Source organism: Amycolatopsis sp. CB00013 (assembly GCF_001905755.1).
GTDB classification, from domain to species: domain Bacteria; phylum Actinomycetota; class Actinomycetes; order Mycobacteriales; family Pseudonocardiaceae; genus Amycolatopsis; species Amycolatopsis japonica.
This window is the reverse complement of sequence record NZ_LIWC01000003.1, coordinates 837,452-862,966: the sequence shown is the minus strand read 5'-3', so window position 1 is coordinate 862,966 and position 25,515 is coordinate 837,452. Positions and strand designations below refer to the sequence as shown.

The following is a 25,515-nucleotide window of genomic DNA, read 5'->3' as shown; positions in this document are numbered from 1 at the left end:
CATGGGGAGACCGAGGGTGTTCGCCGCGCTGTCCGCCGCCGTCCTGATGCTCGCCGGATGCGCGGCCGCACCGGAACCTTTGCCTTCAAGCCCCTTGACACTCCATGAAGCGCTCGGCGATCCCACGACCGTGGACTTCTGCGGCCTGCTGGACTTCGCTGAGATCGAGAAGACCCAACGGCTGGTGTCGGTCCCGATGCCCAGCATGGGCGCCTGCTCGTTCCAGACCGGGAGGACCCTGGTCAGCTTCGGTTTCCCGGACGACAGGGCGAACGAACGTCTCACCGGCGCCGCCCCGGTCGGCGAGCCCTCGCTCCCCCGTGGCCTGCGTGTGGTCCGCACGGACCTCCAAGGGCAGCCCGTCCTCCACTTGCTCTTCGCCGACGACACCTCCTTGCGCATCGGCACGTTCTTCGAGTCCCGCGAAGGCGCCGGACCCGACGCGCTCGCCGTGGCGACGAAAACCGCCGAAACCGCCGCCAGGGCCCTCGCCGCCGGCAAGCGGGCGAAACATCTCGACTACCGCGGCGATTCCCTGGCACGGCTGACCGCCTGCACCGCCATGTGGTCCGATGCCGAGATCTCCGCCCGGCTGGGCGCCGCCGTCACCGGGAAAGGCGACCTGTCCCGGCATTCCTGCCGTTGGGGCGAGGAGGACGCGGAACGGCTCGTGCGGCTGGAGTTCGGCCTCGGCCCGCGCCCGAAGGCCGCGGCGGGCGTCCGCGAGGAAACGGTGGGCGGGCACAGGTCTTTGGTGCAGGAGGCCGGCGACGGCTGCACGATTCTGACCGGCCACATCGGCGGCCCGGACGCGAGCCGGGATCAGGTCGAGCACGCCGTTCTCGCCGTGCGGGCGCCGGACGCGTGCGGCGTCGCCAGGGCACTGGCGGCCACGGCTTGGCCGAAACTCCCGTCGTAGCACGCGCGAAAGCCGTTGACCAGAGCACAGGTGACACTTATCTCCCCGGCCGATTCGTGGTGGAATTCCTTGCTGGCCACCAAAAATTGGCGGAGGAGCCGACCATGAGCGCGCCGCAGCAGCAGCCGTACCAACCGACTGGCCCGTTCAGCGCAATCCCGCCCGTCGCCGCGCCGCGCCCGCCGTCCGACGCCCGGCTCCCCCGCCTTTTCGCCGCGATGATGGGGGTTTTCGCCGGTCTGCTGGTCCTTCTCGCGACTTTTCTCCCGCAGTCGACGTACGAACAGCTTTCCGAGGGCAAGCCGGTGACGAAGCTCGCCGAAACCGGCTGGACGCGGACCTTCGACATCGAACCTTCGACCGAGGAGAAGGAGTTCTACGACAAGACGCATGTCGCCCGCTACGGCATCCCGCTGTCGGCCGCCGCGCTGACGCTGCTCGCGGGAGCCGCGGTGGGTTTCGCCGCGTACCGGCGGAGTTCGACCTCCATCGCCGCGACGACGTCGAGGACGCTGCTGGTCGCCGGCGGGGCGGGGACCGCGATCGGCGTCTGGATGCTCGGCATGGACATCTCGGCGAGCCTGAGCTTCGGACAGGACACCGGCCGCTTCGTCTCGCGTTATGGGACCGGCAGCGGTTTCTGGATCCTGCTCGCGGGCGGGCTCGTGGCGTTGCTCACCATCGGGCTGGCGATCGTGGCCAACCGGCGTGAACCGGCACCGCCCCGCCAGGCCCCTTACCCGGTTGCGTACCCGCCTTACGCGCCCGGCGTTCCCCAGCAGCAGTATCCGCAGCAACAGCAGCCTCAGCCCTATGAGCCGCCGTCTCCTCCGACCCCACCCGCGGGGTCCGCGTTGCAGCAGCAGGACATCCTTCGCCCGTCCCCGGACAACCCGCCACGCCCCGATAATACGTGAAACTTATTCATATCAGCGGTGGACAGTCTCCATACCGGCAGTATGCTGTACTCGTCGGTAACACCTGGGCTCTGCGTGGCGCCTCCCCCGGCTCCGCGCGGCATGGAACGGAGACGGCATGACGAGCACGACACCGGCGAGCGCGGGCCACCACACCGAAGGGCCGGCCACCATCGGCGACGTCCCCGGCGCCCCCGCGATGGCGAGGGCGGAACGGCTCGTGCGCCGGGTCGTGGGCGGCGCGGATTCCGCGCCGGTCCAGATGCGCGCACCCTTCACCGGGCAGCCGATCGCGACGCTGCCCCAGGCCACCGACGCCGACGTCCGCGCCGTGTTCGACCAGGCGCGGGAGGCTCAGCGCGCGTGGGCCGAGCGGCCGGTCGAAGACCGCCAGCGCATCCTGATCCGCCTGCACGACCTGGTCCTGAAGCGCCAGGACGAGGCGCTCGACCTCGTGCAGATCGAGGCGGGCAAAGCCCGGATGGACGCCTTCGACGAGGTCAGCGCCACCGCCCTCGTGGCCGCCTACTACGGCAAGCACAGCGCGAAGTTCCTTTCGCCGCGCCGCGCCGCCGGGCTGATCCCGGTGCTGACGAAGGTCGGCGAGATCCGGCACCCCAAGGGTGTCGTCGGGATCATCTCGCCGTGGAACTACCCGCTCGCGCTGACCGCGATGGACGTCCTGCCCGCGCTCGCGGCGGGCAACGCCGTCGTGCAGAAGCCGGACAACCAGACCGCGCTTTCGGCGCTGTGGCTGCAGGAGGTCGCCGAGGAGGCCGGGCTGCCCGCCGGTGTCTGGCAGATCGTGCTCGGCCGGGGCTCGCAGATCGGCGACGCCCTCGTCGAGGAATCGGACTACCTGTGCTTCACCGGGTCCACGCCCACGGGCAAGGGGCTCGCCGCGAAGGTGGCGGAGCGGCTGACGAGTTACTCGCTGGAACTCGGCGGCAAGAACCCGATGATCGTGCTGCCCGACGCGGACATCGCCAAGACCGCCACGGGCGCGGTGACCGCGTGCTTCTCCTCCGCGGGGCAGCTCTGCGTCTCGGTCGAGCGCATCTACGTCCACGAGTCGATCCGCGAGGAGTTCACCCGCGCCTTCGTCGCCAAGACCGCGGCGCTGCGGCTCGGCGGCAAGCTGGATTACCAGGCGCAGATGGGATCCCTGACCTCCGAGGCCCAGCTCGCGACGGTGTCGGCGCACGTCGAGGACGCCCGGTCCAAGGGCGCCAAGGTGCTCACCGGCGGCAAGGCCCGGCCCGACCTGGGCCCGCTGTTCTACGAGCCGACCGTGCTCACCGACGTCACCGAGGACGTCAAGCTGTTCGCCGAGGAGACCTTCGGGCCGGTCGTGTCGATCTACGGCTACACCGACGTCACCGAAGCGATCGAACGCGCCAACGACACGAAGTTCGGGCTGAACGCGAGCGTCTGGTCGCGCAACGGCCGGGCGGGCTGGGAGGTCGCGGCGCGGCTGAAGGCCGGGACCGTCAACGTCAACGAAGGCTTCGCGGCGACCTTCGGGACCGTGGGCCTGCCGATGGGCGGGATGAAGGAGTCCGGTGTCGGACGGCGCAACGGCGCCGAAGGGCTGCTCAAGTACACCGAGGCCCAGGCCATCGCGGTGCAGCGCGGGATGCCGCTGCGCCCCGGCAAGGGAATCCCGCCGAAGCTCTGGGTGCGGACCCTCAGCACGAGCCTGAAGGCCCTCCGCCGCCTCCCTCGCCGCTGATCCCCTCCCTGCATTTCGTCCTCTGAATGCGGTACTTGCCACGCGCAAGGATCGCGTTCAGAGGACGAAACGCGGCTAGGAGGAAGAGGTGGGGGCGGCCAGGAGGCCTCGGTCGTAGGCGATCGCGACGGCCTCGGCCCGCCGGCTCGCGCCGAGTTTCGCCATCACGCGCGAGAGGTGGACGCTCACCGTCTTCTCACTGATGTACAGCTCTTCGCCGACCTGCCGGTTGGTCCGGCCGAGCGCGACGCGCTCCAGCACGTCCCGTTCCCGATCGGTCAGCGGGTCGACGACGTCACGACGCGGCGCCACGGCCTCGCCGGGAAGCTCGACGCGTGCCCGGTGGCTGAGCTCCCGGACGGCTTCACGCAACGGGCAGGCGCCCAGCCGGTCGGCCACCGCGTGCGCTGCCAGCAGCTCCGACGCGGCGAGCGCGGTGTCGCCGTCCGAGGCCAGCAGGGATTTCGCGTGCTGCAGGCGGCACATGGCCTGCTCGTACACCGCGCCGTACCCGAACGCCTCGACCGCCTTCGCCCACAACGCCGGATCCCCCGCGCCGCGCAGGCAGGCGCCGAGCGCCTCCAGCCGGGCGAGCCACGCCAGCGCCTCCGGGCCCAGCGACACCGAACGCGGGATGCCGTGTTCGGCGCAGTGGCGGCCGTGGGCGAGCAACTTCTCGCCCGCTTCCACCGCGGCCTCGACCGTCGTCAGATCGCCGCGCACCCGGGCTTCGGCGGCCTGGGCGACGGCAGCCGTGAGGCCGTGCACACTGATCCGGATCCCGCCGAGCACCGCGGGTTCGACCTCTTCGAGCCAGTCGATCAGTTCCCGCGCCTGCCGCACCGCACCCGCATGGTCTCCCCGCCAGGACGCGAGCTGGATGGCGGCGTCGGCCGACGCGAGCGCGATCGAGTAATCCGCGCTCCAATGCTGACGGAGGCTCGGCAGGATCTTGTCCGCGTCCGCGAACCGGCCCCGGCCGACGACGAACTGCGCCCAGATCCCCAGGAACCGTCCGGCGACGACGCTCGACACGCCGCGACCCGCGCGGCCGGCGTCGTCGTCTTCCGGCCAATCCCCGCTGACGTACCGCAGCGTGAGGTGTTTGGTCCGCAGCTCGATGCCGAACGAGCTCCAGGTCAGCCCGGTCTCCTTGGCCCGCTGGATGCCCTTGGCGTAGTACTTCAGCGCGGATCGGATCTCGGCCCGGTCGTCGTAGCTCAGCCCGAGGAAATGCAGCGCCCGCAGCTCACCGTTCAGCGCGCCGGAATCCCTGGCCTTCCGCTCGGCCTCGCGCAGCCGCTCCCGCGCCTGCTCGACCTCGCCCGCCGAATCGGCCAGCGTCCCGAGCGAGACCAGCGCCGCCGCCTCCGCGCCGCCCGCGCCGACGGCCCTGGCGTCGGCGACCGCGGCCAGCGCGCACTGCAGCGCCTCGTCGTGCCTGTCGATCAGCCGCAGGATCCCGGCGCGGGTGGCGAGCACCCACGCCCGCGCGGCACTCGCCTCGGTGTGTTCGACCAGCTCCCAGGCCTTGTCGATCGCCTCGAGGACCTCGTCGAGCGTGCCGTCGACCGAAAGCAGCGCCTCCGCGTGCCGTCGCCAGACCTTGGCGGCCCGCTCGTTGCCGGTGTCCGGGCCGAGTGCCTCGGTCGCGGACCGCGAATAGGCGACCGCGCGCTCCGGCTCGCCCGACGTGCTCGCGAAATACGACGCCTCGTGCAGGAGGCGGAGCTCGTCGACGTCCGACGGCCGGTCCGCCGCGGGTACGGCGTCCCAAATGGACAGTGCCTGCTCGACGTGCCGCAGCGCGGAACCGGGCGCGCCCAGCTTCTCCGCCTCGTCCATCGCGCGCAGCAACGCGGCCAGCGCGGTGACGAAGTCCTTGCTCTCCAGGCTGTGGTGCGCGAGCCGCGCGTCCTGGCCCCGGCCCTGGGTCCGGTTCCGGATGCGGGCCGCGTACGCCGCGTGCATCCGCACCCGCTCGCCCGGCAGCAGGTCGCCGTAGACCGCTTCCTGCAGAAGCGCGTGGCGGAAGGTGTAGAAACCGTTCTCGATCACCAAAACGTGATGCTGCACGGCCTCACGCAACGCCTCGTCGAGTTCGAGCTCGTCCAGCCCGGAGATCTCGGTGAGCGCGGCGTGCGCCACCGCGTCCTTCGCGACCGAGACCACGCGCAGCACCCGGCGCGTGATCTGGGAAAGCTGTTCCACCCTGGCGAGGAGCACTTCGGCCAGCCCGGCGGGGAGTTCGCGGCAGTCCTTCGCGGACGCCAGCAGCTCCTCGACGAAGAACGGATTGCCCTCGGACCGGGAGACGATGTCGGCGATCATGTCCTGGCCGATCGGCTCGTCGGCCAAGGCCTCGACGAAGGCGCGCGCGTCCTCGGCGCCGAACGGCTTGACCTCGACGCGTTCGACCGCGCCCAGCCGCACCACTTCGGACAGCAGCGCCCGGAGCGGATGCCGCCGGTGGACGTCCTCCTCGCGATAGCTCGCGACCACCAGCAGCCGCTGGGTGCGCAGCCTCGTCAAGAGGAAGGACAGCAGGTTCCGGGTGGAGCCGTCGGCCCAGTGCAGGTCCTCCAGGAGGATCACCACGGGCCGGCGCTGAGCGATGACGGTCAGCACCCCCAGTACCGCGTCGAACAGCTGGAGCTGGCCGAGGTCCTGCTCGGGACCGAGCCGTTGCGTCGACACCCGTTCGCTCGCGGTGAGCTGACCGTCTTCGATGGCGGGGTAGTCCTCCGCCTGCTGCATCTGCGGGAGCAGCCTGCCCAGCGCCGGCCGGGCCCGGACCGCGGCGGTGACCGCGGGATCGGAGGTCGTCGCCAGCGGCGCCAGCGCCTCGGCGAACGGAAGATAAGGAAGACCGCCCTCATGGACGTCGATACAGCGCCCGGTGAGCACCAGGGCGCCCGCGCCCGCGGCGTACTCGCCGAGCGCGGTCAGCAGGCGGGTCTTGCCGACGCCGGCGTCACCGGAGAGCAGCACCGCGCCGGCCTCGGCCCGTTCTGCACGGGCGAAGGCGGCGCGGAGCTGCCGCATCTCCTGTGTGCGGGCGACGATCGGGATTCCGGAGCCAAGACGGGGCACGAGGTGCATTCTTGCCTACCGGACCGACAACTTCGCCTGTGTTTTCGCCGAGAGCTTCATCGCACTCGACCTCTACCGGGTGATGTCGCCGCTGCGGGCGGGCATCTGCCGGGCCTCGCGGCGCTCCTGGGCGGGCACCTGGACTTCGGCGCGATGCGCGCGGATCCGCTTGCTCGCGCGGCGGGCCCGCTCGACCCACATGCTGCGGCCCGCTCGCTGCAGCTCCTCCCTCCGGTACTCGACCTCGGCCAGTACGCCGGTGAGGAGGGCGTCGTTCGTGTTCATCTTTTCCCCTTAGGAACTCACTGCCTTGTTGGTAGTGACGAGATTCGTCCTGAGGGGTGCCCTGAGGCATCGGGTGATCACCTACACCCGGACGTGATTCGACCCCTTACGCCGGCCCATCCCCTGCTCGGGGGGCGTAAGGGGTCGAGTTCGAGGGTGTCTAGCCGTGATCCGGGCCACTCGTGCGCACCGCGCCGAGCAGCCCGCGCCAAGCCTGCGGCGAGAGGCGGAAGGCACCTCCCTCAGGGTCCTTGGAGTCCCTCAGCGCGGCACCGTCACCGGTGAAGGCGACCTCGACGCAGTCGTTGCCGCCACCGCTGTGGCTGCTCTTGAACCACCGGGCCTGGGAAAGGTCATCGTTGGGCGTCATGCTCCCCACTCCTTACTTGTTTCCAGGGACTTCTCCGGAAGGGCCGCCTGTTCGGCGAACCTCCCGGCGGCCTCGGCGATCACCTCGACCGAGTCGTCCGGCTTCAACGCGGCGGCGCGGAGATGGTCGAACATCAACGCGTATCGCCGGACGTCCGGGGGTTCCTCCAGGTAGAGCCCGCTGGAGGTGCTGTCGACGTAGACCACGTCGGTGTCGGCCAGTTCGGGGAAGCCCATGATGAGGAACGGACCCTCCATCCCGGGATGGGCACCCGCGCCGAACGGCACGATCTGGACGGTGACGTTCGGCTGCGCGGCCATCGTCACCATCCGGTACAGCTGTTCCGCCATCACCTCGGGCCCGTCGACCACGCGGTGCAGGACCGCTTCGTCCATGACGGCCCAGTACTCCGGGGGCGAGGGATCGGTCAGCAGCTCCTGCCGCGCCATTCTCGCCGCGACCCGGCGCCTGATCTCGGCGTCCTCGGCGTCGGGCCGCATCGCCCTGATCACGGCCTTGGCGTAGCGCTCGGTCTGCAACAGGCCCGGCACCAGCAGCGCCTGGAACGCGCGCAGCGAACTCGCGTCCGCCTCCAGGCCGACGAAGGTGCCGGTGAACACCTCGTTATACGCATGCCACCAGCCGCGTTTGCGGGCTTCCCTGGCCAGCTGGACGAGCGCCTCCTGCTCGTCACCGGCGATGCCGTACAGCTCGAGCATGTCGCGCGCGTCGCGCGGGGTGACGCCGACGTGCCCCGTCTCGATACGGCTGACCTTCGACGCCGAGCATTCGAGCTTCTCGCTCACCTCGTCGATGGTGAGGTCGGCCGCCTCGCGCAACCGCCTCAGTTCGCTCGCCAGTCTCCGGCGGCGCACGGTGGGTCCCTGACCCCTCGTCATCACGGCACCTCCACAAGCTGTCCGAGCAACACCGATCGCGACACGGCGAGGAGAACAGTGTTCTCCCAACCCCGCACGAAGGACATCTAACCAGCCCGAGACACATTCGGTGAGATGGTCACACGACCATTTTCACCCACGCGTGGATTTTCATCCTGCAAATTGCAGATTGCCGTTGTAGGTTGAGCATTGTGCAACGCGGTACGCCCGCCCTCACCGGCGGCAGCGGATCCGCTCGCGGCACGGGCGCGGGGCCGCGAGCTGCACCGATGGGCTTTCGGAAGGATACCCGTCGAAGCCGGATTCACCCCCGGTGCAGGGCCGGAGCCGTCCCCCGATCGGTTCCGGCCCTCCCTTTAATTCGTAATACTCTGGCTCCAGATGTTAATGCGTTTCGCCATTCCCTCTAAAGGGTGGACAAGGCGGCTCTTCGATGCGGAACGTCACCGTTCACACGACTCGGAGAAGACCTTCCTGCACGACGGTCGCGATATGCGTTCCGTCCTCGGCGAAGAACCGGCCGGTCGCCAAGCCCCGGGCACCCGACGCCGTCGGCGACGCGCTGTCGTAGAGGAACCACTCGTCGGCCCGGAACGGGCGGTGGAACCAGAGCGCGTGGTCGAGGCTCGCGCCGAGCACCTTGTCGAGATCCCAGTAGACGCCGTGGCGCGCGAGGACCGAGTCCAAGAGCGTCATGTCGGAGGCGTAGGTCAGGACGCAGACGTGCAGCAGCTGCTCGTCCGGGAGTTTGCCGTCGGCCCGCATCCAGACCTGATTCCTGGCGGGCCGGTCGCCCGACTTCCTGGTCACCCACGGCGGATCGTTGACGTACCGCAGGTCGATCGGACGCGGCCGGTCGAGATGGCCCATGAAGTACCCCTCGGCCCGTTCCTGCAGCGTCGGGAGCGAATCGGGCGCCGGGACGTCGGGCATGGCCTCGGAGTGCTCGATGCCGCCCTCGTCCTTCTGGAACGAGGCCGACAGGGAGAAGATCGCCTTGCCGTGCTGGATGCCCACGACGCGGCGGGTGGTGAACGAGCGGCCGTCGCGGATGCGGTCGACCTCGTAGACGATCGGGACGCTCGGGTCGCCGCCGCGGATGAAGTACGCGTGCAGCGAGTGGACCTTCCGCTCTTCGGGGACCGTGCGGCCGGCGGCGACCAGCGCCTGCCCCGCGACCTGCCCGCCGAACACCCGCACCGGCGAGTGGGCGGGCGAGACGCCGCGGAAGATGTTCTCTTCGATCTTCTCCAAGTCCAGCAACGCGACCAGCCGGTCGAGCACGGGCTGTCCGCCCACCCCGCCGGCGTTGTCGAAACCGGCCGCGGCTTCCCTGGCCATCTCAGTCATGCCCTGAACTTTAGGCCGTAAGGGTGCTTGGAGCCTCTGTGAGGCGGGACGTTTGTCGCGAAGGCCACCTTCGGGACACCTGGGACGCTAGGAACGGTCCTTTCCTTGCGAAATTTGCCAGGAAAGGACCGTTCCTAGCGTGCGCCGACGGGCTGAAGGGGCCCTTCACCGCATGGCATGTGGCGAAGGGCCCCTTCACCACACGGACGGGACACCTCGAACGCTATGAAGGACCCTTTCCTTGCAAAATTTGCAAGGAAAGGGTCCTTCATAGCGTTGGTAGGAGCGGCGCGGTCAGGCGTGGTCGTCCTCGCCCAGGCGGTGCACCCGGATGAGGTTGGTCGACCCGACGGTCCCGGGCGGCGAACCGGCCACGATGACCACCAGGTCCCCCTTGGCGTACTTGCCCATTTCGAGCATCGCGTGGTCGACCTGCTGGATCATCTGGTCGGTCGAGCCCACCTTCGGCACGATCCGCGTCGTGGTGCCCCACGTCATCGCGAGCTGGCTGCGGACGCTCTCCTCCGGCGTGAACGCCAGCAGCGGCAGCCGCGTGTGCAGCCGCGCGAGTCGCCGGACGGTGTCACCGGACTGGGTGAAGGCGACCAGGGCCTTGGCGTTCAGCCGCTCCCCGATGTCACGGGCCGCGTAGGAGATGACGCCGCGCTTGGTGCGCGGGACGTGCGACAGCGGCGGCACGACCGGCGAGTCGGTCTCGACGGCTTCGATGATCCGGCCCATGGTCTTGACCACGTCGATGGCGTAGCGGCCGACGCTGGTCTCGCCCGAGAGCATGAGCGCGTCCGCGCCGTCGAGCACCGCGTTCGCGACGTCCGAGGCCTCGGCGCGGGTCGGGCGGGAGCTGTTGATCATCGATTCGAGCATCTGCGTCGCGACGATGACCGGCTTCGCGTTCTCGCGGGCGATCTGGATGGTGCGCTTCTGCACCAGCGGGACCTGCTCCAGCGGGAGTTCGACGCCGAGGTCGCCGCGGGCGATCATCACCGCGTCGAAGGCGAGCACGATGGCTTCGAGGTTGTAGACCGCTTCGGGCTTCTCGATCTTCGCGACCACCGGGAGGCGGCCCTTGCCGACGCGGTCCATCACCTGGTGGACCAGGTCGATGTCGGCGGGCGAGCGGACGAACGACAGCGCGATGAAGTCCACGCCGAGTTCCAGCGCGAACTCGAGGTCTTCGATGTCCTTTTCGGACAGCGCCGGCACGGAGACGTCCATGCCCGGCAGCGAAACGCCCTTGTTGTTGCTGACGGGGCCGCCTTCGGTGACCTCGCAGACGACGTCCGGGCCCTCGACGTGGGTGACCACGAGGCCGACCTTGCCGTCGTCCACGAGGAGACGGTCGCCGGGCTTCGCGTCGTCGGCGAGTCCCTTGTAGGTGGTCGAGACGCGGTCGTGCGTACCCGCGACGTCCTCGACGGTGATGCGCACGATGTCGCCGTTGTGCCACTCGACCGGCCCGCCCGCGAAGGTGCCGAGACGGATCTTCGGCCCCTGGAGGTCGGCGAGGATGCCCACCGCGCGGCCCGATTCGGCGGCGGCGGTGCGGATGAGGTCGTAGACCTGCTTGTGGTCGCTGTGCGTCCCGTGGCTGAAGTTCATCCTCGCGACGTCCATCCCGGCGTCGACGAGTTGCCGCATCTTCTCCGGCGTAGCGGTCGCGGGGCCCAGGGTACAAACGATCTTCGCGCGTCGGCTCACGTTCGCACAGCGTAGTCCCTCATCGTGGCTACGTCTGTACCGATACCGAAAGTTCAAGAAAAGTGTCAGTTGACCTGGGCGACAAGGAAACCATCGAACCCGGTTCGCCGGTTATCGGCGCGGCTTCTCGCTCGGCCCGACGCGGTCCCGCGCCCATTCGTTGAACGCGCGGACCTGCCGCCACGCTTTCCGCACCCGGTCGAGCGCGCCGCGTTCGTGCAGGACGTCGTCCGGCTCCCAGCCACGGACCGCGTACACGGAGCGATACTTCAGCAGGTCGATGCGGGGATGGTCCTCGGCGAAGCCACGCGGCTTCGACTTGAGCCTGTCCCCCTTGACCTCCCAGCCCGCCTTCTCCAGCTTCGCGAGGATCTTGGCGAGCTCGGCGCCCCGCAGTTCCGTGTCGACGGCCTTGCGGAAACGGGCGAGCTGATCGGACTCGAAGTGGAAGCAACCGCCGCCGACACGCAGCCCGGCCGGGCCGACCTCGACGTAGTACGCGCCGCCGCCGCGGCCCTGCTCGATCACCGCGCCGCAGTGGGTCTTGTACGGCGTCTTGTCCTTGGCGAACCGGACATCGCGATACGGGCGGAAGACCTTGCCCTCGCCGAAGCCGTCGCCGAACTCCGGGACGAGTTCGGCGAGCAGCGCCTCCATCGGCGCGCGGACGTCGGCCTTGTAGGTGGCGAGGTTCGCGTCCCAATAGGACTTGGAGTTGTCCGCCTCGAGACCGTCGTAGAAGTCGATGGCGTACTCGCCGAAACCCTCGAAACCCATGGGGTGACCGTAATCCTCGGCACCGACAGAAGCGCGTGAAGGGGGCCTTCACGCGCTTCTGTCGGAGAGGGCCTTACTTGGCCAGAGCGGTGATCAGTTCGCCGTCGGCGGTGTCACCGGACAGCTCCCAGAAGAAGGCGCCGCCGAGACCCTGGTTCTTGGCGTAGGTGACCTTGCCGCCGATGGTCGCCGGGGTGTCGTAGCTCCACCAGTCGCTGCCGCATTTGGCGTACGCGGTGCCCGCGACGGTGCCGGTGGGCGGGCAGGTGGTCTTCAGGACCTTGTAGTCCTGGATGCCCGGCTCGGTGCCCGCCGCCGGACCGGTCGCCGTACCGCCTGGGGCCTCCTGGGTGACGCCGGTCCAGCCGCGGCCGTAGAAGCCGATGCCCAGCAGCAGCTTGTTCGCCGGGACACCCTTGGCCTTGAGCTTCTGGATCGCGGCGTCGGAGTGGAACCCGGCGGTCGGGATACCCGCGTAGTCGGTCAGCGGCGAGTGCGGGGCCGTCGGGCCCTGCGCGGCCCAGGCGCCGAAGTAGTCGTAGGTCATAACGTTGTACCAGTCGAAGTACTGCGCCGCGCCGCCGTAGTCCGCGGCGTCGATCTTGCCGCCGTCGGTGCCGTCCGCGGTGATCGCGGCGGTGACCAGCTTCGAGCCGAACTTCTCCCGCAGGGCCTGCGCGAGGTTCTTGATCGCGGCCGCGCCACTGGTGTCACAGGAGAGACCGCAGGCGTTCGGGTACTCCCAGTCGATGTCGATGCCGTCGAAGACACCGGCCCAGCGCGGGTCGTTGACGAGGTTGTAGCAGGACTCCGCGAACTTGGCGGGGTTCTTGGCGGCCTCGCCGAACCCGCCGGACCAGGTCCAGCCGCCGAACGACCACAGCACCTTGAGGTTCGGGTACTTGGCCTTGAGCTTCTTCAGCTGGTTGAAGTTCCCGCGCAGCGCGCCGGTGTCCCAGCTGTCCGCGACCCCGTCCACACTGCCGGCCGCGTCGTAGAACTTGCTGGTCGCCGCCTCGGCGTCACCGAGCGCGCAGCCACCGTTCGTCACGTTGCCGAACGAGTAGTTGATATGCGTCAGCTTGCTCGCCGAACCCGACGTGTCGATGTTCTTCACATGGTAGTTCCGCTGGTAGACGCCCCATTCGGCGAAATACCCGAGTACCTTGCCGACCGACGCCTCCGAGGTTTCCGGTGCGGCTGACGCCTGCTGCGCCGGAGCGGCGACGGCCAGCGCGCCGAGCGCGACGGCCGCGGCACCCACGATCGCGGTGAGCCTGAACGAACGGGACATGCGTTCTCCCTTCACGGTCACCGGCGGTGACGAGAGGACTGCGGCGGGACACGCACAAGCTAAGTGGACTAGACCACTCCGTCAATGGTTCAGACCAAGACTTTCGGATGGACATTTTCGAACATTCCTTGACGGAAATATGCCGCACGGGGCACATTTCCCGGATGATGCAGACTTTCGAGATCCTCGCCGAACCGCGGCGCAGGACCATCCTCGACCTCTTGCGTGGCGGCGAGAAATCGGTCAACGAGCTGGTCGAGGTCCTCGAACTGAGCCAACCGGCCGTATCGAAGCACCTGCGTGTCCTACGCGAGGCCGGCCTGGTCTCCGTCCGCGTCGCCGCCCAGCGCCGGTGCTACCGGCTCCGCCCGGAACCGCTCGCGGAGGTCGACGCCTGGCTCGCGCCGTACCGCCGGTTCTGGGAAGGACGTATCGACGCGCTCGAACGGCACCTCGACGACGACAGTCAGTGAATAGGTAACGGCTCGAACGTGATGCCGCGATCGGCCGCGCGCCGCGTCCCCCAGTCGTAGAGCGCCTGGAGTGCGGGGCGTAACCGCTCCCCTTCCTCGCTCAGCCGGTACTCGACGTGCGGCACCCGGCCCTCGCGGCTCTCCCGGAGCACGAGGCCGTCCGCCTCCAGCTCGCGCAAATGCTGGGTCAGCATCTTCTCGCTGACGCCCGGCATCCGGCGCCGGAGTTCGCCGTACCGGTGCACGCCCTCCTTCAGATGCGCCAGGATCACCGGCTTCCACTTGCCGCCGATGACGTCGACCGCGAGCTCGACCGCGCAGTGGTACCGCTTCATCGCCGCTCCCCTTGGCACGCACCGGAAAGTAAGCGGTTGTCCCCGGCGATCCGGGGTGGTTGCCTTGCCGGACCGGAAGATCATCGCCGCTGGGAGGACCTTACGTGACCGAGACGCCGACGTTGTACGAATGGGCCGGCGGGCTGGACGCCCTGCGCAGGCTGACCACCGTCTTCTACGGCCACGTGCTGAAGGACCCGTTGCTGGAGCCGGTCTTCCGCCATATGGATCCCGGCCACCCCGAGCACGTGGCGGTCTGGCTGGCCGAGGTGTTCGGCGGGCCGGAGACCTACAGCGGCGAACACGGCGGGCACCGGCACATGGTCGGACGGCATCTGGGCCGGGCCATCACCGAGGAGCAGCGCCGTCGCTGGGTGAACCTGCTCTTCGACGCCGCCGACGAGGCCGGGCTCCCGGCCGATCCCGAATTCCGCTCCGCCTTCGCCGCGTATGTCGAATGGGGCAGCAGGCTCGCGGTGATGTTCTCGCAACCGGGTCGCGAAGTCACTGTTCCCGAGCCGATGCCGAAGTGGGACTGGGGCAACCGGCCGCCCTGGCAGCCGCCGTCGGACTGAAGGCGTTCATAGTGGGGCGGTCGTGAAAGGAGGCCGCCGTGATCCGGGTGGACGGCCGGACCCTGCGCTGCGCGGACGTCGTGACCGCCGCGAGCACCGAGGGCCCACTGGGCATCGACGTTTCGATCGCCGCGCTGCGCGGCGCGGAAAGCGCGTGGAAGCTCGCCGAAGAACTGAGCACCCGCAGGATCGTCTACGGCCGCACCACCGGCGTCGGCGCGAACAAGGAGGATCCGGTCGGCGAGGGCGAGTCGCCGGATCACGGGCTGCGGCTGCTGCGCAGTCACGCGGGTGGCAGCGGCGACGTCATGTCCCCCGGCCAGACCAGGGCGATGATGCTCATCCGGCTCAACCAGCTGCTGGCCGGGCGCGCGGGGCTCAGCCCCGTGCTGATCGGGGCGCTCGCCGACGCGGTGCGGACCGGGGCGCTGCCGCTCGTGCACCGGCTCGGCGCGATCGGCACCGGCGACCTCGCGCCGCTCGCGGAGACCGCGCTCGCCCTCACCGGCGAACGGCCGTGGCTGACCGGCGGGGTGCCCCCGGTGCCGGTCCAGGCGGGTGACGCGCTCGCGTTCATGAGCAGCAACGCCGCGACGCTGGCCGAGGCGACCCTCGCGGCGATGCGGCTCGACACGCTGACGCGGGCGAGTCACGTCGTCGCGGCGCTGACCTACATCGCGCTCGACGGGAACCCGGAGGCGTATGCGACCCCCGTGCACGAGGCGCGTCCGCACGCCGGGCAGGTCGCGTGCGCGGCGGAGATGCGGCGGCTGCTCGGGATGGAGGGCACGCCCAAACCGGGCAGGCGGATCCAGGACCCGTTCGGGCTCCGCGCGTTCCCGCAGGTGCAGGGGCCCGCGCTGGACGCGATCCACTACCTGCGGGACGTCCTCGCGGTGGAGATCAACGCCAGCACCGAGAACCCGATGATCTCGACGGTGCACCAGGACGCCTATCACCACGCGCATTTCCACACGGCGTACGTCTCAACCGCGCTCGACCAGGTGCGCGCGACCGTCCACCAGGTCGCCGAGCTGTCGGTGGCCCGGCTCGGCGACCTGGTGGAACCGGAGTTCACCGGGTTGCGGCCGTTCCTGGCGGCCGGGCCGTCGGGCAGTTCGGGCGTGATGATCCTGGAGTACGTCGCGCACGACGCGCTCACCGAACTGCGGCAGGCCGCGCTGCCGGCGACGCTGGGCACGGCCGTCGTCTCACGCGGGATCGAGGACCACGCGAGCTTCTCGACGCAGGCCGCGCGGGCGGCGACCGCGGCCGGGTCGGCGTATCAGCAGGTGCTGGCGTGCGAACTGGTCGCGGCCGTCCGGGCGCTGCGGATGCGCAAGGCCGACCTCGTCTCCCTGCCCGCGCGGGACGCCTACGAGACCGCCGCGGCCGTGCTCGACCCGAGCGTCGAGGACCGGCCGCTCACCGACGACATCGCCCGCGCCGTGTCCCTTTTGGACACCTTCGCCCGCATCTGACCCCCGCGTTTCGTCCTCTGAATGCGGTAGTTGGCATCACCAACGAACGCATTCAGAGGACGAAACGCGGGAGGTCAACAGCAGCAACCCCGGCGCGCGAGGGAGTGGAGCCGGGCGTTCGTCGTCGTGGGCCGGTTCGCTGCGGCCTCGACGGCGTCGAGCATCCGCCGCCGCTCCGCCTTGCCGAGCACCCGGCCGCGCGTGATCACCGTGTCGATCTTCGCGACGTTGCGGATGTCCGCGGCCGGATCCGCGTCCAGCAGCACGAGGTCCGCCTCCTTCCCCGCCGCGACCGTGCCCGACGTCCCTTCCCTGCCGAGGAACCTCGCCGCGTCCCCGGTGACGGTCTTCAAGGCCCGCACCGGCGAGAGCCCGGCCTCCACCAGGAACGCGAGTTCCTCGTGCAGCCCGCTGCCGGGGAAGGTGTACGGATTGAGGCAGTCGGTGCCGCCGATGAGGCCGACACCCGCTTCGTGCGCGACGCCGACCAGCCGCAGCGTCTCCTGGTAGTACCGCTCCTGCAGGGCGACTTCCTCCGGGGTCTTCGGCGCGAAGCGTTCGATGCCCTTGGCCCAGCTCTCGCGCACGTCCGCCGGTACGTACTTCAGCCGCGGGTCCCGCTGGTGGGTCTCGGCGGGCTGCGTGACGACCCGGTTGATCGTCAGCGTCGGCGAGTGCCAGGTGCCGTTGCAGCGCAGCCGCTCGAAATAGGCCCGCGCCACACGGCGGTCGTACGTGGTGACCGACTCGAACTCCAGCCGCCGAGCCAGGTTGAAGAAGTCCCGCGGCGCCGCGGGGTCGTAGGGCGTCGACTTCAGCCTGGCCAGGATCTCGTCGCGCCGGGACGAGCAGTGGATCGACACCCCGAAGAAATGCTCGAGGCTGTGCTGGCCCAGATCGCTCACCTCGAGGTGGGACAGCTTGTACGGCCAGTGCCCGGAGAACCGCAGACCCTGGGCGCGGGCTTCGTCCGCGACCGCGCGCACGACGTCGGGTGCGAGGTAGGAGTAGGTCTTGACGAGCTCGGCGCCCGCGGCCTTCTCGGCGCGGACGACGGCCCGCGCTTCGGCCTCCGTCGACACCTGGAGCACCGGCGGAGCCAGGAGCGTGACCGGCCCGTCGACGATCCCGCTCGCCAGCACGACACGCGGGCCGAGCAGCTCGCCGCGTTCGATCTTGCCTTTCGTGGCACGGTTTTCCGCGTACCCCCACATCTCGCGGACGCCCGTGACACCGTGCGCCAGATGCAACGGCGGGACGATGTCCTCGAGGTCCGCACCGTGGGCGTGCATGTCCCACAGGCCCGGGATGAGGTACTTGCCGCGGCCGTCGATGACCCGCGCGCCGTCGATCTCCGGGACCGGACCGGAGCCGACCCAGGCGATCCGGTCGCCGGCGAGCACGACCGAGACGTCACGCCGCGGCGCCGAACCCGTGCCGTCGATCAGCGTGACCTGGGCGAGGACGACGATCGTGCCCGTTTCGGCGGCGGCCGTACCGGGCAGCAGCCCGGCGAGCGCCACCCCGGTCCCGCCGGCGGCCAGCCACCTGAGGAACTCGCGCCTGTTGGATCCCATGAGAACCGCCGCCCTTCCGCCCGGACCCCCCAGGTGGCCGATTCAACTAGCCGCGACGGCGGGCCCGCAAGAAAAGCGAAGGCCCCTTACCCGAGGTCAGCACGATGTAAGGGGCCTTCTCCTGAAACAGGGCTCAGCCGAAGAAGACCTCGGCCTCTTCGTACCGTTCGACCGGGACGGTCTTCAGTTCGGCGGTCGCCTCGGCGAGCTTGACGCGGACGATGTCCGTGCCGCGCAACGCCACCATCACGCCGAAGTCGCCATCGGCCACGGCGTCGACGGCGTTGAGCCCGAACCGGGTGGCGAGCACGCGGTCGTACGCCGTCGGGGTGCCGCCGCGCTGGACGTGCCCGAGCACGACCGCGCGGGACTCCTTGCCGGTGCGGGCGGCGATCTCGTCGGCCAGCCAGGTGCCGATGCCACCGAGCCGGACGTGCCCGAAGGCGTCCTTCTCTCCGGTCAGCAGCTTCTCCTCGCCGCCCTCGGGCAGCGCGCCCTCGGCGACGACGATGATCGGCGCGAACTCCTTCTCGAAGCGGCGCTCGACCCACGAGACGACCTGGTCGACGTTGAAGTGCCGTTCCGGCACCAGGATCACGCTCGCGCCGCCGGCGAGGCCCGAGTGCAGCGCGATCCAGCCCGCGTGCCGCCCCATGACCTCGACGACCAGCGCGCGGTGGTGCGACTCGGCCGTGGTGTGCAACCGGTCGATGGCCTCGGTGGCGATCGAGACGGCCGTGTCGAAGCCGAAGGTGTAGTCGGTGGCGCCGAGGTCGTTGTCGATCGTCTTGGGCACCCCGACGACGCCGACGCCGTCGTCCGTGAGCCGCTTCGCGACGCCGAGGGTGTCCTCGCCACCGATCGCGATCAGCGCGTCGACCTGCTGCTCGGCGAGCACGGCCTTGATCTTGTCGACCCCGCCGTCGACCTTGTACGGGTTGGTCCGCGACGAGCGCAGGATCGTGCCGCCGCGGGTCAGGATGTCCTCGACGTCGTTCAGGCCGAGCGGACGGCTGTCCCCGGTGAGGGGACCGTTCCAGCCGTTGCGGAACCCGACGATGTCCCAGCCGTGCACCTCGATGCCCTTGCGCACCACACCGCGGATCACCGCGTTGAGCCCCGGGCAGTCCCCACCGCCGGTTAGCACACCGACACGCATCAGAAGCCTCCGTCTTGTGTTCCGTAGAGATGACAGTCACATGTCCCGACGCCAGCGTAGCGGCAGTTCTCTGGATCGGTGCAGGGCGGACCACCTCGGGAATCGGTACGCGCCGCGGATGTGCTAGCTTGGCCCCGTGCAGCGCTATTTCTGGTTTACGAAGCCGGCCCCGGGTGGGCACGGCGGCGTGAACCTGCGCTGACCTCCACCCCGAGCCGGATTTCCCACCGGCTCGGCGAGTTCCCGCGGGTCGGTATCCCTTTCGAAAGGAACCAGACCCGCGATGTCTCCCTCCGCTGACACCCTGATCGCCCTCGACGGGCACCGCACGGCGGCCGTCAACCCGCTGCTGTCGCCCGCGATGCTGCGGCACGAACATCCGATGACGGCGGAAATCGCCGACACCGTCCTAGCCGGGCGGGCCTCGGCCGTCGACATCCTCGACGGCCGGGACGACCGGCTCCTCGTCGTCGTCGGGCCCTGCTCGGTGCACGACGCGGACGCCGCGCTCGACTACGCCCGCCGTCTCGCCGCCAAGGCCGAAGAACACCGCCGCGACCTGCACATCGTCATGCGCGTCTACTTCGAGAAGCCGCGGACCACGCTCGGCTGGAAGGGCCTGATCAACGACCCCGGTCTGGACGGCACCTACGAGGTCAACCACGGTCTCCGGATGGCGCGCAAACTGCTGCTCGACATCTCCGCGCTGGGCCTGCCCGTGGGCTGCGAATTCCTCGACCCGATCACCCCGCAGTTCATCTCCGACACCGTGACCTGGGGTTCCATCGGCGCGCGGACCGCGGCGAGCCAGGTGCACCGGCAGCTGTGCAGCGCGCTGTCGATGCCGGTCGGGATCAAGAACTCGACCGAGGGCGACGTCCAGGTCGCCGTCGACGCCACTCGCGCGGCCGGCGCGAGCCACGTCTTCGCCGGGATCAACCCCGACGGGCTCGCCGCGCTCATCACCACCGCGGGCAACGAGGACTGCCACGTCATCCTGCGCGGCAGCTCCGCCGGTCCGAACTACGACCCCGCGACGGTGGCCGACACGCTGGCGCGGCTGGCGAAGTCGGGACTGCCGGAACGCGTGATCATCGACGCGAGCCACGGCAACAGCGCGAAGGACCACGTGCGGCAGGCCGCGGTCGTCCGCGAACTCGCCGGGCGGATCGGGGCCGGTGAGCGGGGTATCGCGGGGCTGATGCTGGAGAGCTTCCTGGTGGAGGGGCGCCAGGACCTGACGCTGGGGTCGGCCGCTTCGCTGACGTACGGGCAGTCGATCACGGACGCCTGCCTCGGGTGGGAGACGACGGCGGAGCTGCTCGACACCCTCGCCGAGGCCGTCGACTCACGTCGTTGAGCCCCCTCGCGAACGCTAGGAACGGTCCTTTCCTCGCAAATTTCGCAAGGAAAGGACCGTTCATTGCACGGCACTCGGGGCGGCGAGGGGGTGGACCGGCTGGCGCCTCGTGTGGCGAAGGGAGCTTTCGCCGCATGGCACGCGGGGATGGCGCCCTTCACCTCAGGACGTCAGGCCGACGTCCTGGCGAAGGACTCATTCCCACCTCGCACGGGGACGGGGCTCGGTCCTTGTGTCCCCAATGTGGCATTGGAGACGCTGAGTGTCTCCAATGCCACATTGGGGACACCGAACTCTGAGCAGCGCGAACCCGGCTCGGCTGGCGCCCGCGTGTGAAGGCCTCCTTCCCTCGGCTGAGCCGAGGGAAGGCCGCCTTCACACGCTCAAGGGCCTACCGGTGCCAGTAGGACTCGATGATCTGCCACCGCTGGTAGTTGTGCCTCGCGTCCGCCAGCGCGTCGTGCTGGTCGTCCGGGGCCGACGGCAGCTTCGGCTTGCCCGCGTCCTCCCAGCGTTGCCGCAGGTCGCGCGTGAACCGCGGCAGCTGACGCGGCAGCGCGGGCATCGGCCCCCACAGCTGCGCCAGCGCGACGTGGTCGTAGGCGGCGAACCAGGCCCACAGTTCGATCCCGCCGGGCGGTTTGCCGAAGAACTCGAGCAGATCCGTCCGGATCTTCTCGCGGCTGCGCCACGCCGGGTCGGCGGGCGACGGGAGTTTCGGGAGCACGTTGTCGCGGACCCAGGGGCCGGCCTTGCCGGGGTCGAAATCGGTCGAGACCGCGTAGAACTCGCGGCCTCTTTCGTCCACGACACCGATCGACACCAGATCGATGGTCACGCCGTCCTCAATGAATTCGGTGTCGTAGAAAAAGCGCACCGGAGAACCCTAGTGGGGCCTCAGCCGACCTTGGTGTCCGGGATACGGGCGACGTCCTGGGCGGAGGGCTGCGCGGGCACCTTGGGGCGGACTCCCGCCTCCTCGGCGGCGAGCAGTTCCTTCGCCTTGGCGGCGTAGATGTCCACGTACTCCTGGCCGGAGAGCTCCATGAGCGCGTACATGATCTCGTCGGTGATGGACCGCTCGATGAAGCGGTCGCCGGCGAGGCCCTCGTAGCGCGAGAAGTCGAGCGGCTTGCCGAAGCGGATCTCGAGGCGGCGCGGCCACCACATCTTCGAGCCGATCGGGTTGACCTTGTCGGTGCCGATCATGGCGACCGGGACCACGACGCCGCCGGATTCGAGCGCGATCCGCGCGACGCCGGTCTTGCCCTTGTACAGGCGGCCGTCCGGGGAACGGGTGCCTTCGGGGTAGATGCCGAGGAGGTGCCCTTCGCGGACCAGCCGGGTCGCGGTGTCGAGCGCGGCCTGCGCGGCGTTGCCGCCGGAGCGGTCGATCGGGAACTGGCCGACGCCGGTGAAGAACCACTTCTTCAGCAGCCCCTTGAAGCCCTTTTCGGTGAAATACTCCGATTTGGCCGGGAAGGTCACCTTGCGCTTGACGCGCAGCGGCATGAAGAAGGAGTCGGCCACCGCGAGGTGGTTGCCCGCCAGGATCGCGCCACCGTCGTCGGGGATGTTCTCCGCGCCGACGACTTTGGTGGGCCACAGCGCCTTGAGCAGTGGCCCGATAAACACGTGTTTCATGAGCCAGTACAGCACTGCGAAAACTCCTCCTAGCAGCTCAACCCCTGTGCCCGATGGTCAAGACTACGAATCGCGCACCCCCGGCACAACGAAGTCCACCCGGTTACCCGCACCCAGCGACGGATCTCACACCGGATCCGGCCCGATTCCGGCGGTGGCCGGGGCCCCACAAGCCGCTCCGGTCGTGCGAACATGGTAGACCTACCCAGCTCTCACGGAAGGCGATCGCATGGCCGTCCTCGCCGGCGCGGAACCGTTCGCTCACACCGGTTCGACCGAAGCAGGGTTCCTGCTGTGCCACGGATTCACCGGCACTCCCGCGAGTATGCGGCCGTGGGGCGACCATCTGGCCGAGGCCGGTTACACGGTGCGCTGCCCGCTGCTCCCCGGGCACGGGACCCGGTGGCAGGACATGAACCGGACAGGCTGGGAGGACTGGTACGGCGCGGTCCGCGAAGAGCTGCTGGCGCTCTTCTCGACCTGCGAGACGGTGTTCGTCGCCGGGATGTCGATGGGCGGGACGCTCACGCTACGGCTGGCCGAGGAGTTCGGCGACCGGATCGCCGGCATCGTGCTGGTGAACCCGTCGGTCATGACGCTGCGCTGGGACGCCAAGCTGCTGCCCGTCCTGTCGCGGATCCTGCCCTCGGTTCCGGGCGTGGCCAACGACATCGCGAAGCCGGGCGTGACCGAGCTGGCCTACTCGCGGACACCCGTGCGCGCCGCGGCGAGCCTGGCGAAGCTGTGGAAACTCACCCGCGCGGATCTGCGCAAGGTGACCCAGCCGGTGCTCCTGCTCCACTCGGCCGTCGACCACATCGTCGAGCCGGTCAACTCGCGGGTGATCCTCGACGGGATCGGCAGCGACGACGTGACCGAGGTGGTGCTGGAGAACAGCTTCCACGTCGCCACCCAAGACCACGACGCGGGCCTGATCTTCACGCGTACGGTGGACTTCGCCCGGTCCGTGCGCCGGGCGGGACAGGTGGACGCCGGATGAGCAGAGGCAAGGACGGGCCGGAGGACGTCGACGCGACGTTCGCCGAGATCGTGGCCGACCTCCGTGCGGAGGGCGTCGGCCTCTTCCCGGAAGACGACCTGGAGAAACCGGCCGGGAAGACGGCGGAGAAGCCCGCCGAGAAGACTCCCCGGCCGGACCCTTCGGACGCCGAACCCGAACCGGGCTGGCGCGGCGGCGGCACCAGCTGGGACAAGACCCTGTTCGAGGACGACCCGGCCGGGTCGAGCGACGACGAGGGCCACTTCGTGCCGCCCGAGCCGCCTCCCCTGCCGCGTCCGCGCAAGGGCGCGTTCATCGTCCTGCTGTTCTTCCTGCTCGGCCTGCTGCTGCTGATCGCGCCCACCCTGATCGGCATGGGCACCCGGCTCGGCACCCCGCTCGGGATCCTCGCCCTCGCGACCGCGATCGCCCTGCTCCTGCTGCGGGTGCGTCAGGGGCCGCCGCCCGGCGCGGATCCGAACAACGGCGCCCAGGTCTGATCTGCCGGACAATTCGGAAGATGAAGATCGACTTCACTCCCTCGCGCCGGTCGACGGTCGGCGCGGAATGGGAACTCGCCCTCGTCGACCGGCGGACCGGTGAGCTCTCGTCGGTCGCGGAACAGGTGCTCGACGCCGTCCGGCCCGACGGCGAGGAAGAGCATCCGAAGATCAAGCAGGAACTGCTGCTCAACACCATCGAGGTGATCAGCGGGATCTGCGACACGATCGCCGAGGTCAAGGCCGATCTGAACGACTCACTGGACGTCGTGCACTCGGTGCTGGACCCGCTGGGCGTCGAGCTGTTCTCCGCCGGGTCGCATCCGTTCTCGACCTGGTACCAGCAGAAGGTCACGGACAAGGAGCGCTACGCCAAGCTCATCGACCGGACCCAGTGGTGGGGGCGGCAGATGCTGATCTACGGCGTCCACGTGCACGTCGGTGTCGACCACCGGGACAAGGCCCTGCCGATCCTCGACGCCCTGCTCAAGTACGCGCCGCATCTGCAAGCGCTTTCGGCGTCTTCGCCGTACTGGGGCGCGGAGGACACCGGGTACGCGTCGAACCGCGCGCTGATGTTCCAGCAGCTGCCGACGGCCGGGCTGCCGTTCCAGTTCCGGAAGTGGACCGAGCTGGAAAGCTACGTGGACGACATGTTCACCACGGGCGTGATCGACCATTTCTCCGAGATCCGCTGGGACATCCGGCCCGCCCCGCATTTCGGGACGATCGAGATGCGGGTGTGCGACGGGCTGCCGACGCTGGAGGAGGTCGGCGCGATCTCCGCGCTGACCCAATGCCTGGTCGACGACTTCAGCGCGCGTCTCGACGACGGCGAGATCCTGCCGACGCTGCCGCCGTGGCACGTCCAGGAGAACAAGTGGCGCGCGGCGCGGTACGGCGTCGACGCGATCGTCATCCTCGACGCGGCGGGCAACGAGCGGCTCGTCACCGACGACACCTACGACCTGCTGGACCGGCTCGAACCGGTGGCCCGGCGCCTGGACTGCGCCGACGAACTCCGGTCGGTGGAGACCATCCTGACCCACGGGCCCAGCTACCTGCGTCAGCGCGCGGTCGCGAAGCAGTACAACGGCAGCCTTCGCGCCGTCGTCGCTTCGCTCATCGCGGAGATGCGGGACGGGAAGATCGCGCGCCCCTGACCAGGACCGCGTTCAGAGGACTAAACGCGGGAGTCGAGGTGCCCCAGGAGGGTGCCGGGGCCGAAGGTCGAAGCGCCCAGTGCCTCGACGCGGGAACGCAGCTCCCGGTCGGCGGTGACCACGACGACGTGGTCGTCCGGGCCCGCGGCACGGGCTTCACGCGCGACGGCGACGATCGTGTCGTCGCCTTCGCCGTCGGCCTCGACGACCTCGACCCCAGGCACCGTCGCGACTCCCCGCGCCTTGCCCTCGACGACCAGCACGACCTTCGGCCACCACGACCATCCGCCGCCCCCGGGCAGGGCCGGATCGGCGAGCCCGGTCTCGGACAGGCTCGCGAGCTTGTCCCGTAACCGTTCCGCGGCGCCGCGCCGGTCCCGCCACCAGCCGTCCGGCCGCGATCCGACGACGTTCGCGCCGTCGACCACCAGTACCAGCCCGCGATCCAAGTGTTCCCTCAATCTCGGCCACGCCGCCGCGAAGTCGCGATGCAGCCGGAAATCGGCGACCTCGCCCGCGTGGACCCATCGCAGTTCCGCGCTCTCCGCGCTCTTCACCCTGGCTGAAAGCGGACCGATCGGCGCGGCGAGGACCGTGGTGTAGCGCCAGTTCCCGTGGTCGACGTGCGACGCGGCCAGCGGACGGACCCGCGCGGGCGGGATGCCGGCCTCCTCGTGCGCCTCACGCGTGGCGGCCTCACGCGGGCTCTCCCCCGCCTCGACGGCGCCACCGGGCAGTGCCCAGGTCCGTCCATGGTGGACCCACCAGGCCCGCCGCTGCAGCAGGACACCGCGCGCGGGATCGGACAGCAGCAACCCGGCCGCGCCGTTCAAACCCCAGTGAAGATGCCCGAAGTCGCACTTCACGAAGCCGTTGCCGTCCTGCCGGGTCAC

24 protein-coding genes are annotated in these 25,515 nt (G+C 69.7%); 10 read left to right on the top strand and 14 right to left on the bottom strand.

The features are described 5' to 3' along the window. Position 1: 1 nt before the first annotated feature. From AMK34_RS23610 to AMK34_RS23600, 3 genes are all read left to right on the top strand, one after another. Positions 2-919 (top strand): hypothetical protein, encoded by a 918-nt coding sequence (locus AMK34_RS23610; RefSeq protein ID WP_073846809.1) that lies wholly within the window; start codon positions 2-4, stop codon positions 917-919. A 104-nt stretch (positions 920-1,023) separates the two neighbouring features. Further along, the gene (locus AMK34_RS23605) at positions 1,024-1,836 is read left to right on the top strand and encodes a hypothetical protein (protein ID WP_073846808.1); all 813 of its coding nucleotides are present in this window, start codon (positions 1,024-1,026) and stop codon (positions 1,834-1,836) included. 118 nt (positions 1,837-1,954) lie between these two features. Next, positions 1,955-3,568: a succinic semialdehyde dehydrogenase gene (locus AMK34_RS23600; protein WP_073846807.1), complete on the top strand. Its 1,614-nt coding sequence runs from the start codon at positions 1,955-1,957 to the stop codon at positions 3,566-3,568. Between the two features lie 75 nt (positions 3,569-3,643). On the opposite strand, the gene AMK34_RS23595 is transcribed toward AMK34_RS23600, so the two are convergent. The 8 genes from AMK34_RS23595 to AMK34_RS23560 form a co-directional block, all read right to left on the bottom strand. After that, positions 3,644-6,670 carry a helix-turn-helix transcriptional regulator gene (locus tag AMK34_RS23595; protein WP_073846806.1) on the bottom strand — a complete coding sequence of 1,009 codons (3,027 nt, stop codon included), beginning with the start codon at positions 6,668-6,670 and terminating at the stop codon, positions 3,644-3,646. A 63-nt stretch (positions 6,671-6,733) separates the two neighbouring features. Continuing rightward, on the bottom strand, positions 6,734-6,946 hold the full coding sequence (locus AMK34_RS23590; RefSeq protein ID WP_038516130.1) for a hypothetical protein: 213 nt from the start codon (positions 6,944-6,946) through the stop codon (positions 6,734-6,736). Between the two features lie 160 nt (positions 6,947-7,106). After that, positions 7,107-7,316 (bottom strand): DUF397 domain-containing protein, encoded by a 210-nt coding sequence (locus AMK34_RS23585; RefSeq protein ID WP_037343401.1) that lies wholly within the window; start codon positions 7,314-7,316, stop codon positions 7,107-7,109. Beyond that, positions 7,313-8,215 carry a helix-turn-helix domain-containing protein gene (locus tag AMK34_RS23580; protein WP_038516134.1) on the bottom strand — a complete coding sequence of 301 codons (903 nt, stop codon included), beginning with the start codon at positions 8,213-8,215 and terminating at the stop codon, positions 7,313-7,315. Before AMK34_RS23580 ends, AMK34_RS23585 begins: the two co-directional genes overlap by 4 nt. Before the next feature lie 450 nt (positions 8,216-8,665). Beyond that, the gene (gene tesB, locus AMK34_RS23575; protein WP_038516136.1) at positions 8,666-9,565 is read right to left on the bottom strand and encodes an acyl-CoA thioesterase II; all 900 of its coding nucleotides are present in this window, start codon (positions 9,563-9,565) and stop codon (positions 8,666-8,668) included. 294 nt (positions 9,566-9,859) lie between these two features. Then, positions 9,860-11,284, bottom strand: coding sequence for a pyruvate kinase (pyk, locus tag AMK34_RS23570; protein WP_073846805.1), 1,425 nt, complete (start codon positions 11,282-11,284; stop codon positions 9,860-9,862). 111 nt (positions 11,285-11,395) lie between these two features. Continuing rightward, positions 11,396-12,061, bottom strand: a complete 666-nt coding sequence (locus tag AMK34_RS23565; RefSeq protein WP_005166098.1) for a DUF2461 domain-containing protein — start codon at positions 12,059-12,061, stop codon at positions 11,396-11,398. 73 nt (positions 12,062-12,134) lie between these two features. After that, positions 12,135-13,355, bottom strand: coding sequence for a glycoside hydrolase family 18 protein (locus tag AMK34_RS23560; RefSeq protein WP_037343396.1), 1,221 nt, complete (start codon positions 13,353-13,355; stop codon positions 12,135-12,137). Positions 13,356-13,519: 164 nt separating this feature from the next. Between AMK34_RS23560 and AMK34_RS23555 the strand changes: the two genes are divergently transcribed. After that, positions 13,520-13,828 (top strand): ArsR/SmtB family transcription factor, encoded by a 309-nt coding sequence (locus AMK34_RS23555; protein ID WP_073846804.1) that lies wholly within the window; start codon positions 13,520-13,522, stop codon positions 13,826-13,828. Here AMK34_RS23555 and AMK34_RS23550 read toward each other — a convergent pair. After that, a complete protein-coding gene (locus AMK34_RS23550; protein WP_073846803.1) occupies positions 13,822-14,163 on the bottom strand; it encodes a winged helix-turn-helix transcriptional regulator in 342 nt (113 codons plus the stop codon). The genes AMK34_RS23555 and AMK34_RS23550 overlap by 7 nt on opposite strands. 104 nt (positions 14,164-14,267) lie before the next feature. Here AMK34_RS23550 and AMK34_RS23545 point away from each other — a divergent pair, with 104 nt between their 5' ends. Both AMK34_RS23545 and AMK34_RS23540 read left to right on the top strand, forming a co-directional pair. Continuing rightward, on the top strand, positions 14,268-14,738 hold the full coding sequence (locus AMK34_RS23545) for a group II truncated hemoglobin (RefSeq protein WP_051972594.1): 471 nt from the start codon (positions 14,268-14,270) through the stop codon (positions 14,736-14,738). 38 nt (positions 14,739-14,776) lie between these two features. Next, entirely contained in the window at positions 14,777-16,219 is a 1,443-nt protein-coding gene (locus AMK34_RS23540; RefSeq protein WP_038516151.1) for an aromatic amino acid ammonia-lyase, read from the top strand. A 74-nt stretch (positions 16,220-16,293) separates the two neighbouring features. Here the strand turns inward: AMK34_RS23540 and AMK34_RS23535 are convergent, their stop codons facing one another. Continuing rightward, positions 16,294-17,796 carry an amidohydrolase family protein gene (locus AMK34_RS23535; protein ID WP_073846802.1) on the bottom strand — a complete coding sequence of 501 codons (1,503 nt, stop codon included), beginning with the start codon at positions 17,794-17,796 and terminating at the stop codon, positions 16,294-16,296. Between the two features lie 133 nt (positions 17,797-17,929). Continuing rightward, entirely contained in the window at positions 17,930-18,955 is a 1,026-nt protein-coding gene (locus AMK34_RS23530; protein WP_037343389.1) for a 6-phosphofructokinase, read from the bottom strand. A 283-nt stretch (positions 18,956-19,238) separates the two neighbouring features. On the opposite strand from AMK34_RS23530, the gene AMK34_RS23525 reads away from it, so the two are divergent. Further along, positions 19,239-20,315: a 3-deoxy-7-phosphoheptulonate synthase gene (locus AMK34_RS23525; RefSeq protein WP_073846801.1), complete on the top strand. Its 1,077-nt coding sequence runs from the start codon at positions 19,239-19,241 to the stop codon at positions 20,313-20,315. Between the two features lie 391 nt (positions 20,316-20,706). Here the strand turns inward: AMK34_RS23525 and AMK34_RS23520 are convergent, their stop codons facing one another. Together AMK34_RS23520 and AMK34_RS23515 are read right to left on the bottom strand one after the other, a co-directional pair. Continuing rightward, positions 20,707-21,192 carry a polyadenylate-specific 3'-exoribonuclease AS gene (locus tag AMK34_RS23520; RefSeq protein WP_016332795.1) on the bottom strand — a complete coding sequence of 162 codons (486 nt, stop codon included), beginning with the start codon at positions 21,190-21,192 and terminating at the stop codon, positions 20,707-20,709. A 20-nt stretch (positions 21,193-21,212) separates the two neighbouring features. Continuing rightward, positions 21,213-21,974 carry a lysophospholipid acyltransferase family protein gene (locus tag AMK34_RS23515; RefSeq protein ID WP_016332794.1) on the bottom strand — a complete coding sequence of 254 codons (762 nt, stop codon included), beginning with the start codon at positions 21,972-21,974 and terminating at the stop codon, positions 21,213-21,215. Between the two features lie 214 nt (positions 21,975-22,188). On the opposite strand from AMK34_RS23515, the gene AMK34_RS23510 reads away from it, so the two are divergent. From AMK34_RS23510 to AMK34_RS23500, 3 genes are read left to right on the top strand one after another with little or no spacing between them, the layout of a single operon-like run. Continuing rightward, positions 22,189-22,959 (top strand): alpha/beta hydrolase, encoded by a 771-nt coding sequence (locus tag AMK34_RS23510; RefSeq protein ID WP_037343382.1) that lies wholly within the window; start codon positions 22,189-22,191, stop codon positions 22,957-22,959. Continuing rightward, positions 22,956-23,459, top strand: coding sequence for a hypothetical protein (locus tag AMK34_RS23505; protein ID WP_073846800.1), 504 nt, complete (start codon positions 22,956-22,958; stop codon positions 23,457-23,459). Before AMK34_RS23510 ends, AMK34_RS23505 begins: the two co-directional genes overlap by 4 nt. A 20-nt stretch (positions 23,460-23,479) precedes the next feature. After that, on the top strand, positions 23,480-24,622 hold the full coding sequence (locus AMK34_RS23500; protein ID WP_038516172.1) for a glutamate--cysteine ligase: 1,143 nt from the start codon (positions 23,480-23,482) through the stop codon (positions 24,620-24,622). Between the two features lie 20 nt (positions 24,623-24,642). On the opposite strand, the gene AMK34_RS23495 is transcribed toward AMK34_RS23500, so the two are convergent. Continuing rightward, a complete protein-coding gene (locus AMK34_RS23495) occupies positions 24,643-25,515 on the bottom strand; it encodes an NUDIX domain-containing protein (protein ID WP_073846799.1) in 873 nt (290 codons plus the stop codon).